The sequence below is a fragment of the Stenotrophomonas sp. 704A1 genome (assembly GCF_030549525.1).
Taxonomy (GTDB): Bacteria; Pseudomonadota; Gammaproteobacteria; order Xanthomonadales; family Xanthomonadaceae; genus Stenotrophomonas; species Stenotrophomonas tuberculopleuritidis.
The window spans coordinates 3,516,066-3,532,844 of record NZ_CP130831.1; the positions used below are offsets into that span (position 1 = coordinate 3,516,066).

10 protein-coding genes and 1 pseudogene are annotated in these 16,779 nt (G+C 67.1%); 1 reads left to right on the plus strand and 10 read right to left on the minus strand.

The window, feature by feature from the left end; genetic code table 11:
* Positions 1-30: 30 nt before the first annotated feature.
* The 7 genes and pseudogenes from Q5Z10_RS16225 to prpB form a co-directional block, all read right to left on the minus strand.
* Positions 31-4,938 carry an alpha-2-macroglobulin family protein gene (locus Q5Z10_RS16225; protein ID WP_303636407.1) on the minus strand — a complete coding sequence of 1,636 codons (4,908 nt, stop codon included), beginning with the start codon at positions 4,936-4,938 and terminating at the stop codon, positions 31-33.
* 151 nt (positions 4,939-5,089) lie between these two features.
* Positions 5,090-6,550, minus strand: coding sequence for a bifunctional 2-methylcitrate dehydratase/aconitate hydratase (locus Q5Z10_RS16230; protein WP_303636408.1), 1,461 nt, complete (start codon positions 6,548-6,550; stop codon positions 5,090-5,092).
* 97 nt (positions 6,551-6,647) lie between these two features.
* On the minus strand, positions 6,648-7,832 hold the full coding sequence (gene prpF / locus Q5Z10_RS16235; protein ID WP_303636409.1) for a 2-methylaconitate cis-trans isomerase PrpF: 1,185 nt from the start codon (positions 7,830-7,832) through the stop codon (positions 6,648-6,650).
* Positions 7,833-8,167: 335 nt separating this feature from the next.
* A pseudogene (locus Q5Z10_RS16240) lies at positions 8,168-8,427 on the minus strand (type II toxin-antitoxin system ParD family antitoxin).
* 100 nt (positions 8,428-8,527) lie between these two features.
* Positions 8,528-11,146 (minus strand): Fe/S-dependent 2-methylisocitrate dehydratase AcnD, encoded by a 2,619-nt coding sequence (gene acnD / locus Q5Z10_RS16245; protein ID WP_303636411.1) that lies wholly within the window; start codon positions 11,144-11,146, stop codon positions 8,528-8,530.
* 106 nt (positions 11,147-11,252) lie between these two features.
* A complete protein-coding gene (gene prpC, locus Q5Z10_RS16250; protein ID WP_046985081.1) occupies positions 11,253-12,410 on the minus strand; it encodes a bifunctional 2-methylcitrate synthase/citrate synthase in 1,158 nt (385 codons plus the stop codon).
* Positions 12,411-12,446: 36 nt separating this feature from the next.
* Positions 12,447-13,340: a methylisocitrate lyase gene (gene prpB / locus Q5Z10_RS16255; protein ID WP_107231270.1), complete on the minus strand. Its 894-nt coding sequence runs from the start codon at positions 13,338-13,340 to the stop codon at positions 12,447-12,449.
* A 153-nt stretch (positions 13,341-13,493) separates the two neighbouring features.
* On the opposite strand from prpB, the gene prpR reads away from it, so the two are divergent.
* Complete coding sequence (gene prpR / locus Q5Z10_RS16260) at positions 13,494-15,077, plus strand: propionate catabolism operon regulatory protein PrpR (protein ID WP_303636412.1); 1,584 nt, start codon at positions 13,494-13,496, stop codon at positions 15,075-15,077.
* Positions 15,078-15,137: 60 nt separating this feature from the next.
* Here prpR and Q5Z10_RS16265 read toward each other — a convergent pair whose 3' ends face one another.
* From Q5Z10_RS16265 to pdxH, 3 genes are all read right to left on the minus strand, one after another.
* Entirely contained in the window at positions 15,138-15,611 is a 474-nt protein-coding gene (locus tag Q5Z10_RS16265; RefSeq protein WP_303636413.1) for a DoxX family protein, read from the minus strand.
* A 161-nt stretch (positions 15,612-15,772) separates the two neighbouring features.
* Complete coding sequence (locus Q5Z10_RS16270; protein ID WP_303636414.1) at positions 15,773-16,132, minus strand: YqfO family protein; 360 nt, start codon at positions 16,130-16,132, stop codon at positions 15,773-15,775.
* A 9-nt stretch (positions 16,133-16,141) separates the two neighbouring features.
* Positions 16,142-16,741: a pyridoxamine 5'-phosphate oxidase gene (gene pdxH / locus Q5Z10_RS16275; RefSeq protein ID WP_303636415.1), complete on the minus strand. Its 600-nt coding sequence runs from the start codon at positions 16,739-16,741 to the stop codon at positions 16,142-16,144.
* Between the last annotated feature and the right edge of the window lie 38 nt (positions 16,742-16,779).

Consider the following 16,779-nt stretch of genomic DNA (forward strand, 5'->3'; position numbering starts at 1 on the left):
CTCCCCTGCGCTGCTGGCATTGCCGATCGGTCACGGCTGCACAACGGTCAGCGTCGTCGGGTTGCTGCGCCCCACACCGCGCAGCTGCGGCCGGTACATGTCTTCCACCAGCGGCGGTGGCACCGAGTAGGTCCCCGGGGTCACCGCGCGCACCAGGTAGAACACGTTGGCCTTGCTGCCACGCGAGAGCTTCAGCGCCGCCACGTAGCGGTCGTCGCGGAATTCCTCGTGCTTGGTGTCGGCCGCTTCGCCACGGTCGCTGATGGTGATGCCGTCAACCACGACGTCGGCCCACTGCTTGGCATCGCCCAGGTTGAAGTTCTCGATCTCCAGCCCGGCCGGCAGCAGGTCGGTCAGCAGCGCATCGGGCATCTCGGTGTCGGGGGTGACGGTGACCCGCACGATCAGCGCCTCGCCCTCCTTCAGGGGGCGCGGCGTCCACGGCTTGCCATCGGTTCCGTAGTAGCTGCGTTCCACCCCGAGCACGCTGTTGTCCGGCGCCGGCGCAGTGCGCGGGATGCCGGCAACATCGATGCTGGCGAACATCGGCGGCTGGCCCTGCGGGGTGAAGCGCACGCCGCTGGCCAGTTCGCCGGCACTGAAGTTGCGACCGAACAGCTTGCGCTCACCGATCGCTTCGGTGCTGCCGCCGATCACCAGGTCACCGGCCACCAGCGCCTTCTGGTTGGCGGCCAGGGCCTTGCCGAGGCGGGCAATGGCCACCTGTTCCTGCGTGCTCAGCCACATCCAGCCGGCGTTGCGGCGCGCATCCAGGCCACGGCCCAGATCGACCGCACGCGCATCCCAGGCCGGCTTGGCCAGCTTGTTCTCGTGGGTCAGCGCGATCATCAGCGCATCGTCACGGATCGCGCTGCCGTAGTCGCCGAAATAGGGCGGGCGTTCGCCGCTGGACTTGGCGAAGGCCGCTGCCAGCGCCGCCTGGCCGCGCTTGGCATCGCCCTGCAGCGACAGCGCCACGCCCAGATGGACCAGCGACAGGCCACCGACCGCCTTGCTGCGCTCGTTGTCATACAGCGTGCGCAGGGTGCCCAGCGGCGCGCGGTTGACCCGCGCCAGCACGTAGCCCGAATACGCCTGGTTGGCGAACTTCAGGCTTTCACGCTTGTCCTGGCCATAGAACTGATTGCCGCCGGACAGCAGGTCCTCGCTCAGGCGGTTGAGTGCCTTCTGCAACACGTTGTCGGGCACGGCGAAGCCTGCATCCTTGGCATCGAGCAGGAACTCGGCGATGTACGGCGTCAGCCACGGATTCACGTAGCCGTCGTCGCCCCACATCGAGAAATTGCCATTGGCCACCTGCATCGACGCCAGGCGACCGAATGCGCCCTCCATGCGCTCGCGGCGGGTCTTGGCATCCAGGCCGTCGGCACCGAGCATCGACGACGTCGCCTGGTCCAGGATCAGCGCGGCGTAGCCCTTGCTGGTGGTCTGCTCGGCGCAGCCGTACGGGTAGTTCAGTGCGCCCTGCAGTGCGCTGGCGAACGGAATCGGTGGCAGCGGGCTGACCAGCAGTCGGGCGTTGACCGACTCGGTCATCAGCCCGTCCATCAGGCCGCCATCGAGGCTGACCGCGGCCAGCGGATCGAGCGTGCGCACCTGCGAGCGCAGCACCTGCGGCCAGGCCGCACGCACCGGCAGCTCGTAACGGCGGTCGGCCTTGAAGCCGTTGCCGTCCACCCGCACCCGCACCTTGGCCACGCTGTGCCCTTCGCGCGCCGACAGCGGGAAGCTGAGCGTGCTCTTGGCATCGGCGTTCAACTGCACGCTGCGCGTGCCTTCGGCCAGCGACAACGGCCCTTCGGTGTCGACCCGTACGTTGAACTGACCGGGCTTGCCGGTGAAGTTCTGCACATCCAGGGTCACGGTGCTGCGGTCGCCCGGCGCCAGCACGCGCGGCATGCTGGCTTCGGCCAGGATCGGCGCACGCACCACCGTTTCCACGTCGCGCTTGCCGTACTGCTCGTCGCTGTACACCAGTGCCGACACCCGCAGCGTGCCATTGAAGTCCGGCACCTTCAGGCGGATGCGCGCGTTGCCCTTGGCATCCAGCTGCACCGGGCCGGAGAACAGGTCCACGGTCTGTACGCGCGCGGTCGGTCGCTTGGCCTGCGGCAATGCCTGCAGCGCCATGTCGCCGCCGAACTTCAGCTTGCCGCTGCTGCCGTCGAAGCTCTCGATCACCCGGCTGTAGATGTCGTAGGCATCGATGCCAAGACGGCGCTGGGCGAAGAAGTGCGCACCGGCATCCGGCACCGGGAAGCGGGTGATGTTGAGGATGCCCACATCCACTGCCGACACGGTGACGTGCGCGGTCTTGCCGGCCAGCTGCGGCGCGCTGACCGTCACCGGCAGGTCCTGCTCGGGACGCATCTGCCTGGGCGCGACCAGGCCGACCGCCACCGTACGGCCCTTGCGGTCCATCGGAACATGCACCACGCCGACGGCCCGGGCCGGGGTGATCTTGCTCGGCGCGCTGCCACCACGGAACACCAGCGCAGTGATGTAGACATCGTGGCGCTCCCAGTCGGCGGTGACCGGAATCTTGAACGTGGCACCCGGCTTGGCGTCGATGTCCTGCACGTACAGCATGCGGTCGGTCTCGACCATCAGCACGCCCTTGCCGGCATGCGGCGGGGTCACCGTCACTTCCAGGGTGTCGCCGGCCCTGTAGCTGGTCTTGTCCAGGCCCAGCTTGACCTTGTCCGGGCGCGCATCGAGGCCGCGGTTGTCATCGCCCCAGCTCCAGCCGGCGCGGAACGGATAGCGGCTGGTCAGGCCGGTGGACGGATCGAACACGTCCACCCGGTACTCGCCCCATTCCACCGGTACATCGAAGGCGACCGCGCTGCTGCCGGCGTCGACGGTGCGGGTTTCCTTGTTCTCGAAGCGGCGGGTGAAATCGTAGTCCCAGCGATTGTCGTTGAACGTCCAGTGGTAATCGCGCAGCTCGCGCACCAGGGTGACCTTCAGGCCCTTGGCCGGCTGCGGCTTGCCCGCCGCATCGACGCGCATCAGTTCGAAACGCGCAGTGCCGTTGGCATCGGCACCGTCATCGGGGTTGAACAGCGGGCGCACGCCGACCAGCGCGTTGGCCGGCCACATCACCCGCTTCAGGGTGCGGGTGACGGTGCGGCCACCGGTCTCGTACAGGCTGCCGGACAGCACCACGGCGATCGGCGCCTTGGCCTTGGCCGCCTCTTCCGGCAGCGCCACGTCCTCGCGCAGCTGGCCATTGGCCGGCAGCGTGGTATCGACCACGTCCTTGGCTTCGCGCGGCAGCTGCAGGGTCGGATCGCCGAAGAAATAGCCCGGCAGGCCTTCCACCGGCTGCTGCTCGGCGGCCACGGCCAAGCGCGCGGTGAAGCGGTTGCCATCGGCCGGCGCGCCGTACAGATACGCACCATTGGCCTGCAGGCGCAGGTCCTCGCCCGGCTTCAGGGTCTTCTGCGCGCTGTCCAGGTCCAGCTTCATGCGCTCGGGCAGGAACTCCTCGATGCGCAGAGTCATGCCCTGGATCGCTTCCTTGCTGGCCGGGTCGGTGCGGAACTCGACCTGCCAGCGCCCGGTCGGCGCCTCGGCGGGGATGGTCTGTTCGAAGTTGATGTAGCCCTGCTCGCCGGGCTGCACACGGGTTTCGCGGAAGGTCTTGCCGTCGGGCTGCTTCAGGCGCAGGAAGACAGGTTGAGCCTTCACCGGCTTGCCGTCGTTGTCACGCAGCAGCGCCGACAGGCGCACGGTCTCGCCCGGGCGGTACAGGTCGCGGCCGGACCAGGCGTAGACGTCGAACCAGGCATTGTCACGGCCGGCCACGGCGAATTCACTCAGGTCCAGCGCCGGCTGGTTGAACGGCAGGAAGCTGGTGTCCTTGCCGCTGCTGGCCACCAGCACGTGGGTGGCGTCCAGGGTGTAGTTCAGCAGTGCGTTGCCGTTGCCGTCGGTGCTGCCCTTGAGCACCACTTCGCCCTTGGCGTCCAGCACGCGCAGGTCGATGCTCTTCAGCGGCGCCCCCTCCTTGAGGCTGGCGGTGTGCACGAACAGCTTGTCCTTGTAGGCCCGGGTGTGCAGGCCGATGTCGCTGACCGAGAAGAACGCGGTATCGAACTCGCCCTCGTAATCGCCGGTGCGCTTGAGCAGGGCGAAGTACAGGCCCGGCTCCTGCAGTTCCTTGATGTCCTGGGTGGGCAGGTAGGTCAGCACCCGCTCGTTCTGCTTGCCGCCCAGGATGAAGCGGTTGACGTAGACCGGCTCGGCCAGCTTGCTGATCGGGCTGCGCTCGTAGTCGCTGCTCAGTTCCCAGCTGCCGCGGCGGCCGCCGCGCTGGTACTGGCTGAAGAAGGTCGGCAGGTCCTTTTCGCGCACGCGCAGGAACTCGACGTCGACCTCGGGCACGTTCACCGATACCACCGGCAGGCCGCGGCTGTCCTTGGCCGGCAGCACGCTCCCCTGCGAAGCGAAGCCCGCCACCGGCTTCAGCTCGCCGCTGAACACCTTCTGCTTCAGCTCCTTGCCCAGCCGGCTGCCGTCGGCGGCCAGCAGGTCGGCCGATACCACCAGGCTGAATTCCTTGCCGGCTTCAACGAACGGGTAGCGCAGGGTCAGGCCGTCGTCGGACAGGGTCCAGCTGCTGTCATCGGTGCCGACCTTCTCCTCGAAGCGGACGAGCTTGTCGAAGTCCTGGGTGCCGACCAGCGGGCGCGAGAACTCCAGCGCCAACGACAGGCCGTCACTCTTCTGGTCCGGGAAGGCGCGCAGCAGCGTGAACTCCTTCACCTGCTCGGCCTGGGTGGCGATGGCTTCGCCGCTGGCCTTGGGCAGCTGACCGCTGTCGTTGCGGCAACCGGCCAGGCCCAGCACCAGGCCTGCCGCCAGCACTGCCGCCGTCCATCCCCACCGCTTCCGCCGTGCCGGACCGCTCATGTCGTCACTCCTTGATCGAGGCGGCCATTATAGGCAGGCCGCGTCAAGGTGTTGACGCGGATTCGGCAGGAATGCCGCGGAACGGTAGTGCCGGACCATGCCCGGCGGGACCGGACCGGGGCCAACCAGGGTCGACGCCTGCCGAAGCGGGTTACCCCGGCAGGTACAGGTCCACGTAGTCGGTCACCGGCATCGCCGCCAGTGTGACCGGGTCCAGTGATGCGGCCAGGATGCGCTGCTGCTGGGCGGTCGGGAAGCGATGGGCCAGGTGCCGGCGGAACTTGTCCATCAGCAGCGGGATACCCTCCTGCCGGCGACGCGCGTGGCCGAGCGGGTACTCCACCAGCACCTCCGGCAGTTCACTGCCGTCGGTGAAGCGCACGCTCAGGCCATTGGCGATGCTGCGCTTGGCGGGGTCCAGATAGTCGGCACTGAGCTGCGGGTCCTCGTGGCAGGCCATCTTCGCGCGCAAGGCATCGATGCGCGGATCAGCCGCCATGTCGTCCTCGTAGTCCTCGGCCACCAGCCGCCCATGCAGCAGCGCGATGGCCACCATGTACTGCACGCAGTGATCGCGGTCGGCCGGGTTGTGCAGCGGGCCCTGCTTGTCGATGATGCGGAGGCAGGCTTCCTGGGTGCGGATGGCGATGTGCGCGATGTCATCGACCGTGCGCCCCGACGCGCGCAGCTGGCCGTGCAGCGCGATCGCCGCCTCCACTGCGGTCTGGCCATGGAATTCGGCGGGATAGCTGATCTTGAACAGCACGTTCTCCATCACGTAGCTGCCCAGCGGGCGGCCCAGCGTCAGTGCCTGGCCGTGCATGGACACTGCTTCAAAGCCCCAGGTCGGCGCACTCAGCACGCTGGGATACCCCATCTCTCCGCTGGCGGCGATCAATGCCAGGCGCACGCCGCGGCTGGTGGCATCGCCGGCGGCCCAGCTCTTGCGCGAGCCGGTGTTGGGCGCATGCCGGTAGGTGCGCAGTGCCTGGCCATCGACCCACGCCAGCGACAACGCATTGAGCATGCGCCCACGGTCCAGCCCGAGCAGCTGTGCGACCACGGCGGTGGTGGCGACCTTGACCAGCAGCACATGGTCCAGGCCGACCCGGTTGAAGGAATTCTGCAGGGCCAGCACCCCCTGGATCTCGTGCGCCTTGATCATCGCCAGCAGCACATCGTGCATGGTCGGTGGCGGACGGCGCAGCGCTGCCGCATTGCGGCCCAGCCAATCGGCCACGGCAAGGATGCCGCCGAGATTGTCCGAGGGGTGTCCCCACTCCGCAGCCAGCCAGGTGTCGTTGAAGTCGAGCCAGCGCACCATCGCGCCGAGATTGAAAGCGGCCTGCACCGGGTCCAGCACGAAGTTCGTTCCCGGGACCCGCGCGCCGTTGGCCACGCTGATGCCCGGCACCAGGGGACCCAGCAGCTTGCTGCAGGCGGGGAAGGACAGCGCCTCCAGACCACACCCCAGAGTGTCGAGCAGGCAGTGGTGCGCGGTCTGGAAGGCCAGTGGCGAGTCGATGCGGGCATCGCGCACGTAGTCGACGATGTCCACCAGCAGCGCATCCCACGCCGCATGTTCATTGGAGGAGGTAGGACTCTCGGACATCACTCGTGCTCCGGTAGCGCCGGGCCACGCCCGGCGGTTCATCGGCGGGCCCGCTGCGCTCGCCGGGCACGGCCGGGCGCTACCGCAAGCACCTGCCTTACAAGGTATCGCCTGGCACCCGCACCTTGCCTTCCATCAGCACGCGGGCGCTGCGGCTCATGATGGCCTTGGTCACCGTCCACTGGCCGTCAACGAGGCCGGCCTGGGCGCCGACGCGCAGCGTGCCGGAGGGATGACCAAAGGTCACCGCCTCGCGTTCGCCTCCGCCGGCGGCACGGTTGACCAGCGTGCCTGGAATCGCCGCCGCCGTGCCAATCGCCACGGCAGCAGTGCCCATCATCGCGTGGTGCAGCTTGCCCATCGACAACGCACGCGCGTGCAGGTCGATGGCCGAAGACGGGATCGCTTTGCCACTGGACGATACGTAGTTCTGCGCCGGCGCCACGAAGGCGACCTTCGGCGTGTGCTGGCGGGTCGCTGCATCTTCCAGTTTCGAAATCAGACCCATGCGCAGTGCACCATGTGCACGGATGGTCTCGAATTTCTGCAGTGCGGCCTTGTCCTCATTGATCGCCGGCTGCAGCTCGGTGCCGGTGTAGCCCAGATCGGCGGCGTTGAGGAAGATGGTGGGGATGCCGGCGGTGATCATCGTCACCTCGAAACTGCCCACGCCCGGCACATCCAGGGTATCGACAAGATTGCCGGTCGGGAACATCGCGCCGGCATCGCCGTCATCGGAAGGATCGATGAATTCCAGCTGGATCTCGGCGGCCGGGAAGGTCACGCCGTCCAGCTCGAAATCGCCGATCTCCTGCACTTCGCCATTCTGCATCGGCACGTGGGCGATGATGGTCTTGCCGATGTTGGCCTGCCAGATGCGCACGGTGCACAGGCCATCGCGCGGCACACGCGCCGGATCGATCAGGCCGTTGGCGATCGCGAACGGCCCCACTGCGGTACTGAGGTTGCCGCAGTTGCCGCTCCAGTCGACGAAGGCGGTATCGATCGAGACCTGGCCGTACAGATAGTCGACATCGTGGTCAGGCACCGAAGCGGTGGAGATGATCACGCACTTGCTGGTGCTGGAGGTGGCACCGCCCATGCCATCGGTGTGCTTGCCATACGGATCGGGCGAGCCGATCACGCGCATCAGCAGCGCGTCGCGTGCGGCGCCGGGCACCTGCGCGGCGTCGGGCAGGTCCTGCAGGCGGAAGAACACGCCCTTGCTGGTGCCACCGCGCATGTAGGTGGCGGGAATACGGAGTTGCGGGAGAAAGGTCATCGTCGAATCCACGCGTTTGGATTTCAGGAAATGTCTTGCATCAGTGCGTCAAGACCACGATCAATGCACCACACACGCATGATGTCCACGCGGTCCGATAGATCGAGGCAATAGACGAGGTAGTGTTCGAAGCCCGGAACCCGCATGAGGCACAACGGCACCGGTAGTTGTGCTGCGAGGTCGGCGTGCCGGGTCGAACCCGAGCCTGGAAACACGCGATTCGTTGAAGCGTGACCTGCAACTCGGCGAGAAAGCGCCGACCAGGTACCAGGCCACCCTGTCGAGCGAACCACAGCGCCGCATCGGCCGCGTCGGCTTCGGCCCTGGGCCGCCATTCAATCGCTTTCACGCTCCATCCTTTCGGTCAGTTCGCGACGCATGCGCTCGAGTGTGTGTCGGCCGTCACCGGAACGCCAGGGCCAGAAGCCAGCCCCTCGGCAATCAGCTGCCTGAGCAGTGCTTCGGCCTTGCTGCGCTGGCGCTGGCTGATCAGGTCACGCACATAGTCCGACGTACTGGAGTAGCCGCCTTCGCGCACTTCCTCGTCCACGAACTGCTTGAGCGGATCGGTCAGCGAAATGTTCATGGTGGCCATGAAACTCTCCTTTGGCAGTTTCTGCCAAGTCAATGTGCGCCCAGCCCTGGAGTCGGACAAGCCCGCCCCCGGCCTCCGGGGGCAGGCATTCAGCCCGGCATCACGCCACCCTGGCACCTTCCAGGAAGTCCTGTGCGAAACGCTGCAGCACGCCACCGGCCTCGTAGATCGCCACTTCCTCATCGCTGTCCAGACGGCAGGTGACCGGCACCACCACGTCCTGGCCGTCGCGGCGGTGGATGACCAGGGTCAGGTCGGCGCGCGGGGTGCGCTCGCCCACCACATCGAAGGTCTCGGTGCCGTCGATGCCCAGGGTCAGGCGGGTGGTGCCCGGCTTGAACTCCAGCGGCAGCACGCCCATGCCGATCAGGTTGGTGCGGTGGATGCGTTCGAAGCCTTCGGCCACGATCGCTTCCACGCCGGCCAGGCGCACGCCCTTGGCGGCCCAGTCACGCGAGCTGCCCTGGCCGTAATCGGCGCCGGCGATGATGATCAGCGGCTGCTTGCGGTCCATGTAGGTCTCGATTGCTTCCCACATGCGCATCACCTTGCCTTCCGGCTCCACGCGCGCCAGCGAACCCTGCTTCACGCTGCCGTCGTCATTGCGCACCATCTCGTTGAACAGCTTCGGGTTGGCGAAGGTGGCACGCTGCGCGGTCAGGTGGTCGCCGCGGTGGGTGGCGTAGGAATTGAAGTCCTCTTCCGGCAGACCCATCTTCGCCAGGTACTCGCCTGCGGCGCTGGAGGCCAGGATCGCGTTGGACGGCGACAGGTGGTCGGTGGTGATGTTGTCCGGCAGCACCGCCAGCGCGCGCATGCCGGACAGCGTGCGCTCACCGGCCAGCGCGCCCTCCCAGTACGGCGGGCGGCGGATGTAGGTGCTCTGCGGGCGCCAGTCATACAGCGGGCTGACCGCCGCACCGTGCTCCACGCGCACGTTGAACATCGGGTTGTAGACCTTGCGGAACTGCTCGGGCTTCACCGAAGCCTTCACCACGGCATCGATCTCGGCATCGCTCGGCCAGATGTCCTTCAGGCGCACGTCGTTGCCATCGGCATCCACGCCCAGCACGTCCTTCTCGATGTCGAAGCGCACGGTGCCGGCGATGGCGTAGGCGATCACCAGCGGCGGCGAGGCCAGGAAGGCCTGCTTCGCATACGGATGGATGCGGCCATCGAAGTTGCGGTTGCCCGACAGCACCGCCGTGGCATACAGGTCACGGTCGATGATTTCCTGCTGGATCTTCGGGTCCAGCGCGCCACTCATGCCATTGCAGGTGGTGCAGGCGAAGGCCACGATGCCGAAGCCCAGCTGCTCCAGGTCCGGCAGCAGGCCGGATTCTTCCAGGTACAGCTGCACGGCCTTCGAGCCCGGTGCCAGCGACGACTTCACCCACGGCTTGCGCTGCAGGCCACGTGCATTGGCGTTGCGCGCCAGCAATGCCGCGGCGATCACGTTGCGCGGGTTGGAGGTATTGGTGCAGCTGGTGATGGCGGCGATGATCACCGCACCGTCCGGCATCAGGCCCTGCGCCTGCTCGGCCCGGCCCGCTTCCAGCTTGGCTTCGTCGGCGATGCCGCGCTCGGCCAGCTCGGCGGTGGCCACGCGCTTGTGCGGATTGGACGGGCCGGCCATGTTGCGCACCACGCTGGACAGGTCGAAGCGCAGCACGCGCTCGTACTGCGCGGTGGCCAGATCGTCGGCCCACAGGCCGGTGGTGCGCGCGTAGTTCTCCACCAGCGCCACCTGCGATTCCTCGCGGCCGGTCAGGCGCAGGTAGTCGAGGGTCTGCGCATCGATGTAGAACATCGCAGCGGTGGCGCCGTATTCGGGGCACATGTTGGAAATGGTGGCGCGGTCACCGATGGTCAGTGCCGCGGCGCCCTCGCCGAAGAATTCAAGCCAGGCACCGACCACGCGTTCCTTGCGCAGGAACTCGGTCAGCGCCAGCACCACGTCGGTGGCGGTGATGCCCGGCTGCGGGCGGCCCGTCAATTCGACGCCGACGGTGTCCGGCAGACGCATCCACGAGGCGCGGCCCAGCATCACGTTTTCTGCTTCCAGGCCGCCGACGCCGATGGCAATCACGCCCAGCGCATCCACATGCGGGGTGTGGCTGTCGGTGCCCACGCAGGTATCCGGGAAGGCCACGCCGTCCTGCACGTAGATCACCGGCGACATCTTCTCCAGGTTGATCTGGTGCATGATGCCGTTGCCCGGCGGAATCACGTCCACGTTCTGGAAGGCCAGCTTGGTCCAGTCGATGAAGTGGAACCGGTCTTCGTTGCGGCGATCCTCGATCGCGCGGTTCTTCTCGAACGCCTGCGGATCGAAACCACCGCATTCCACCGCCAGCGAGTGATCAACGATCAGCTGCACCGGCACCACCGGGTTGACCTTGGCCGGGTCGCCGCCCTTGTCGGCGATGGCATCACGCAGGCCGGCAAGATCCACCAGCGCGGTCTGGCCGAGGATGTCATGGCACACCACACGCGCCGGGAACCAGGGGAAATCCAGGTCGCGGCGGCGCTCGATCAGCTGCTTCAGCGAATCTGCAAGCGTGGCCGGGTCGCAGCGACGGACCAGGTTCTCGGCCAGCACGCGCGAGGTGTACGGCAGCGTGGCATAGGCGCCGGGCTGGATCGCATCGACGGCGGCACGCGCGTCGAAGTAGTCCAGCGAAGCGCCGGGGAGGGTCTTGCGGTAATCGGTATTCATGGGCTGGCGGAATGCTCGTGGCGGGCCGGGTGCCGGCGATACGGCGGTGAAGGCATCCGGCCGGCGCGGGGCCGGCCGGACGCTTGCAGCAGGTGCAGCGGTGTGATCAGACGCGCTTGTCGATCGCCACGAAGTCGCGATCTTCCGGGCCGATGTAGTTGGCGCTCGGGCGGATGATCTTGCCGTCGATGCGCTGTTCGACGATGTGCGCGCTCCAGCCGGCGGTGCGGGCGATCACGAACAGCGGAGTGAACATCGCCGTCGGCACGCCCATCATGTGGTAGCTGACGGCGCTGAACCAGTCCAGGTTCGGGAACATCTTCTTGATGTCCCACATCACCGTTTCCAGGCGCTCGGCGATGTCGTACATCTTCATGCTGGACTGTTCTTCGGACAGCTCGCGGGCCACGTCCTTGATCACCTTGTTGCGCGGATCGGACACGGTGTAGACCGGATGACCGAAGCCGATCACCACTTCCTTGCGCTCCACGCGGGCCTTGATGTCTTCCTCGGCCTCATCGGGGTTGTCGTAGCGCTTCTGCACTTCGAACGCCACTTCATTGGCGCCGCCGTGCTTGGGACCGCGCAACGCGCCGATGCCACCGCAGATCGCGCTGTACATGTCGCTGCCGGTGCCGGCGATGACGCGGCAGGCGAAGGTGGACGCATTGAATTCGTGTTCGGCGTACAGGATCAGCGAGGTGTGCATCGCCTTCACCCACGAATCCTGCGGCTTCTCGCCGTGCAGCAGGTGCAGGAAGTGGCCACCAATGGAGTCGTCGTCGGTTTCCACGTCGATGGCGCGGCCGTTGTGGCTCCAGTGGTACCAGTACAGCAGCATCGAACCGAGGCAGGCCATCAGCTTGTCGGCGATGTCACGCGCGCCCGGATGGTTGTGGTCGTCCTTCTCCGGCGACACGCAGCCGAGCACGGACACGCCGGTGCGCATCACGTCCATCGGGTGGGCCGACGGCGGCAGTTCTTCCAGCGCGGCCTTCACCGCGGCCGGAATGCCACGCAGCGACTTCAGCTTGGCCTTGTACGAAACCAGTTCGGCGCGGGTCGGCAGCTTGCCGTGCACCAGCAGGTAGGCGATCTCCTCGAATTCGCTGGTGTTGGCCAGGTCCAGGATGTCGTAGCCGCGGTAATGCAGGTCGTTGCCGCTGCGGCCGACGCTGCACAGCGCGGTGTTGCCGGCAGCGGTGCCGGACAGGGCGACGGACTTCTTCGGCTTGAAGGTCGGGGTTGCGGTCGTATCGTTCATGTTTCCCTCCGAAAACTTGATGGTGCAGGGTACTGCTTATTTCTTGGCGGCGAACAGTGCATCGAGCTGCTGCTCGAAGGCGTGGTAGCCGATGCGGTCGTAGAGTTCTTCGCGGGTCTGCATGGTCTCCACCACGTTGCGCTGGTGGCCATCGCGGCGCACCGCCTGGTAGACGTTCTCCGCCGCCTTGTTGGCCGCACGGAACGCTGACAGCGGGAACAGCTGGATGGCCACGCCGGCCGAGGCCAGTTCATCGCGGCTGAACAGCGGGGTGGCACCGAACTCGGTGATGTTGGCCAGCACCGGCACCTTCACCGCATCGACGAATCGCCGGTAGGTGTCCAGGTCGTAGGCGGCCTCGGCGAAGATGCCGTCGGCACCGGCCTCGACGCAGGCAATGGCACGCTCGATGGCCTTGTCCACGCCGTCCACCTGGATGGCGTCGGTACGCGCGATCAGGAAGAAGTCCGGATCGGTCTTGGCATCGGCGGCGGCCTTCACGCGGTCGACCATTTCACCCTGCGAGACGATCTCCTTGCCTGGGCGGTGGCCACAGCGCTTGGCGCCGACCTGGTCCTCGATGTGGCAGGCGGCCGCGCCGGCCTTGATCAGCGACTTCACGGTGCGCGCGATGTTGAACGCGCTCGGGCCGAAGCCGGTATCGATATCGACCATCAGCGGCAGGTCGCAGACATCGGTGATGCGGCGCACGTCGATCAGCACGTCTTCCAGGGTGTTGATACCCAGGTCCGGCAGACCCAGCGAACCGGCAGCGACACCGCCACCGGACAGGTAGATGGCGCGGAAGCCGGCGCGCTTGGCCAGCAGGGCGTGGTTGGCGTTGATCGCGCCGATCACCTGCAGCGGCGATTCGGCAGCCAGCGCCTCACGGAAGCGGGCACCGGCAGAGAAAGGAGTGGAAGCGGTCATGCGGCGATCCAGGTTGAAGAACGGATGGGTAGGCGCAAGCACCATGCCAAGCTGCAAGCCGTTGATTTCACGGGCATGACCATCCTGCAACAGTGGAACATATGAAACATTGAAACAGATGTATCATGAAACGTCCCGCCCGAACCCGCCGCCATGTACCTGCCCCGCTCCCCCCTGCGCCACGCCGATGCCGACCCCGGCCGCCCGGTGATCTGGACGGTCAGCGTCTCGCGGCTGACCGGCCTGCTCGGTGATGTCATCCCCGAATTCGACCGCCGCGCGCGCATCGAGCAGATCAACCTCGGCTTCGAAGAGGCGGTGGACGTGATCGGTCAACGCCTGCGCCGCGAGCACTGCGATGTGGTGATTGCCGGCGGCTCCAACGCGGCCTGGCTGCGCGGACGGCTCGAGCTGCCCCTGGTGCCGATCCAGGCCAACGGCTTCGACCTGATGGAAGCGCTGGCACGCGCCCGCCGCATCGCCCCGCGCATCGGCCTGGTCACCCACGCCAGCGACGTACCGGTGTTCAGCAATTTCCAGCAGAGCTTCGGCCTGGATATCGAGCATCGGCGCTTCGTGACCCGCGAGGACGCACGTGACTGCATCGCCGACCTGCGTGCCAACGGCATCGAAGTGATCGTGGGCACCGGCATGGCCATCGACCATGCCGAGCAGGCCGGCCTGCCCGGGGTGCTGCTGTACTCGGCCGATTCGGTACGGCAGGCGTTCGAGCATGCGCTGGAGCTGACCCAGGCCCTGGCCCGTTCCAGTGGCCAGCGCCCCGCCCCGCGCCGCCGCGCCGCCGCGCGCACTGATGCGCAGGCGCTGCTCGGCGACAGCAGCGCAATGGCGGACGTGCGCGCGCAGATCGCGCTGTACGCGCCGCATGACAGCACCGTGCTGGTGACCGGCGAAACCGGCACCGGCAAGGAACTGGTCGCGCGCCAGCTGCACGCTGCCAGCGGCCGTCGTGGACGCTTCGTGGCACTGAACTGCGGCGCGATCAGCGAATCGCTGCTGGAAGCCGAGCTGTTCGGCTACAGCGATGGCGCCTTCACCGGCGCCCGGCGCGGTGGCCGGGTCGGCCTGGTCGAGGCCGCCGATGGCGGCACCCTGTTCCTGGATGAGATCGGCGAACTTCCGCTACCGCTGCAGACCCGCCTGCTGCGGGTGCTGGAGGAACGCGAAGTGCTGCGCGTGGGCGCCACCGAACCGACCCCGGTGAACCTGCGCGTGGTGGCCGCCACCCTGCAGTCGCTGGAGCAGCGCGCGGCCACCGGCAGCTTCCGGCGCGACCTGTATTACCGCCTGGCGGCGCTGCGCATCGCCCTGCCCTCGCTGCGTGCGCGGCGAGCGGACATCCCGTTGCTGGCACAGCACTTCTTCCGCCAGTTGCGCGGCATCGACGCGCCCCTGGATGAAGATGCGATGGCAATGCTGACCGCCGCCGAGTGGCCCGGCAACGTGCGCGAACTGCGCAACCTGGTGGATCGCCTGCGCATCCACTGGCAGCCCGGTGAAGGGCTGATTGATGCTGCGCGACTGCTGCAGCTGGCGCCCGAACTTGTGAATGAGGGCGTTGCAGCATTGCCGGTGGAAAGCAACGGCAAGCGCCCGCCGCGTACGCAGCTGGAAGCGCTGCTGCAGGAACATCGCAATGATCGCGAGGGCATGGCGCAGGCGCTGGGTGTATCGCGCACCACGCTGTGGCGCTGGTTGCGCGCGGAGGGTTTGTAGAGTCGAGCTTGCTCGACTGCCTTACGACCCGGAGCAGAAGCAGTCGAGCATGGCTCGACTCTACAGATGGCGCGAGCGTGCCCAGCGCGCCTCTATCGCAAACCGGCCGCTGCCCACTGCCGAAACCCATAACAGCAGCACGCCCAGCGGCACTTCGCTCAGATAGAAGAACCAGCTCAGCCAATCCGGCACGCTAAGCCCGGCAGGAATGCGCGCGATGCCATCGGTCAGCGCAGCAACCGCGCAGATCGCCGCCAGCAGCAGGGCCGAGGGGCGACTCAACAGACCCAGCACCAGCAGGCCGCCGGCGATCCATTCGATCGCACCGAGCACCGGCGCACTGAACACCGGGAACGGAATGCCCGCATCAACCAACGTATGCACCATGCGCTCGCGGCCCGCATCGGTGAACACCTTGTTCCAGCCGGATACGCAGAACATCACACCGGCGACGATGCGGGCGAGCAGCAGCAAGAGTGCTTCGGCGCCGCGGCGAGGCGGCGGCACGGCAAACAGGCAACGCCAGGAGGGCATGGCGACTCCGGAAATCGAGGGCATTCGTCGGAGTGTGCCGGTTGCTGACCTGCTCGCAGATGAAGCTGACCAGTCCGTTCGCGACACCCTGCCCTTGTAGAGCCGAGCCATGCTCGACTGCCCTACGCGCCAGAGCAACCGCAGCCGAGCATGGCTCGGCTCTACAACGGCCGCCTGTCGGCCAGCAGCAGCTCGATTTCCTCCACCTGCACCACCGGCACCTTCCACGGGTGATGCGGCGCGATGCCCTGCTCGAAAATGCGCTGCAGCCGCTGCGGATCGCGTGGCAGGCAGAACTCCAGCCGCACGCTGCCGACCACTTCGGTACGGCCCGCTTCTCCCTGCTCGGGCATCGCATCCGCGCGGGGGCGGAACTGCTCGAACCCCGGCGCAGACCACCACATGCCGTGCTCGTAGTCGCCTGCCGCCAGCGCGTCCACCGCCAGGATGCCCCGCTTCACCGCGTCCAGTGCATCAGTCGGCACGAACACCACCACGCGGTACAGCGGCAGGCGTTTCATCACGCGGCCTTACGGGTACAGCAGGCGCTTGCTCCAGCGCCCTTCGGCACCGGCTTCATAGCACCAGCGTTCGTGCAGGCGGAACTGCGCGCCGTACCAGAACTCGATGCGGTCGGGCACCACGCGCAGGCCGCTCCAGCCGTCCGGGCGCGGTACGTCCTTGCCTTCGAAGCGGGCTTCGACCTCGGCCACGCGCGCATCGAATTCCTCGCGCGTCGCCAGCGTCTTCGACTGCAGCGACGCCCATGCGCCGATCTGGCTCATGCGCGGGCGGCTGGCGAAATAGGCATCGGCCTCGGCATCGGCGACCTGCTCGACGCGGCCTTCGATACGCACCTGGATGCCGGCCTCGCGCAGGCTGCGCCACAGGAACAGCAGCGCCGCCTGCGGATTGGCCTGCAGTTCCCGGCCCTTGTGGCTGTCCAGATGCGTATAGAAGACGAACCCGCGCTCATCGAATGCCTTCAGCAGCACGGTGCGCGCCGATGGCCGGCCCTGCGTATCGGCGGTGGCCACCGTCATTGCGTTGGGCTCGACCTCGCGGCTCTGCTTCGCTTCTTCAAACAGCGCCGCAAAGGTGGACAGGGCTTCGGCGTACAGGTCGCTCATGGTTCGCTTCTTCTCACACGGATTGGGCTATTGTGGCG

Bases quoted from the DNA above. Each gene is read 5' to 3' on its own strand.
- Q5Z10_RS16230 (WP_303636408.1), bottom strand. From the start codon at position 6,550: ATGTCCGAGAGTCCTACCTCCTCCAATGAACATGCGGCGTGGGATGCG.
- Q5Z10_RS16270 (WP_303636414.1), bottom strand. From the start codon at position 16,132: ATGAAACGCCTGCCGCTGTACCGCGTGGTGGTGTTCGTGCCGACTGAT.
- prpB (WP_107231270.1), bottom strand. From the start codon at position 13,340: ATGACCGCTTCCACTCCTTTCTCTGCCGGTGCCCGCTTCCGTGAGGCG.
- prpR (WP_303636412.1), top strand. From the start codon at position 13,494: ATGTACCTGCCCCGCTCCCCCCTGCGCCACGCCGATGCCGACCCCGGC.
- prpF (WP_303636409.1), bottom strand. From the start codon at position 7,832: ATGACCTTTCTCCCGCAACTCCGTATTCCCGCCACCTACATGCGCGGT.
- prpC (WP_046985081.1), bottom strand. From the start codon at position 12,410: ATGAACGATACGACCGCAACCCCGACCTTCAAGCCGAAGAAGTCCGTC.
- pdxH (WP_303636415.1), bottom strand. From the start codon at position 16,741: ATGAGCGACCTGTACGCCGAAGCCCTGTCCACCTTTGCGGCGCTGTTT.
- acnD (WP_303636411.1), bottom strand. From the start codon at position 11,146: ATGAATACCGATTACCGCAAGACCCTCCCCGGCGCTTCGCTGGACTAC.
- Q5Z10_RS16225 (WP_303636407.1), bottom strand. From the start codon at position 4,938: ATGAGCGGTCCGGCACGGCGGAAGCGGTGGGGATGGACGGCGGCAGTG.
- Q5Z10_RS16265 (WP_303636413.1), bottom strand. From the start codon at position 15,611: ATGCCCTCCTGGCGTTGCCTGTTTGCCGTGCCGCCGCCTCGCCGCGGC.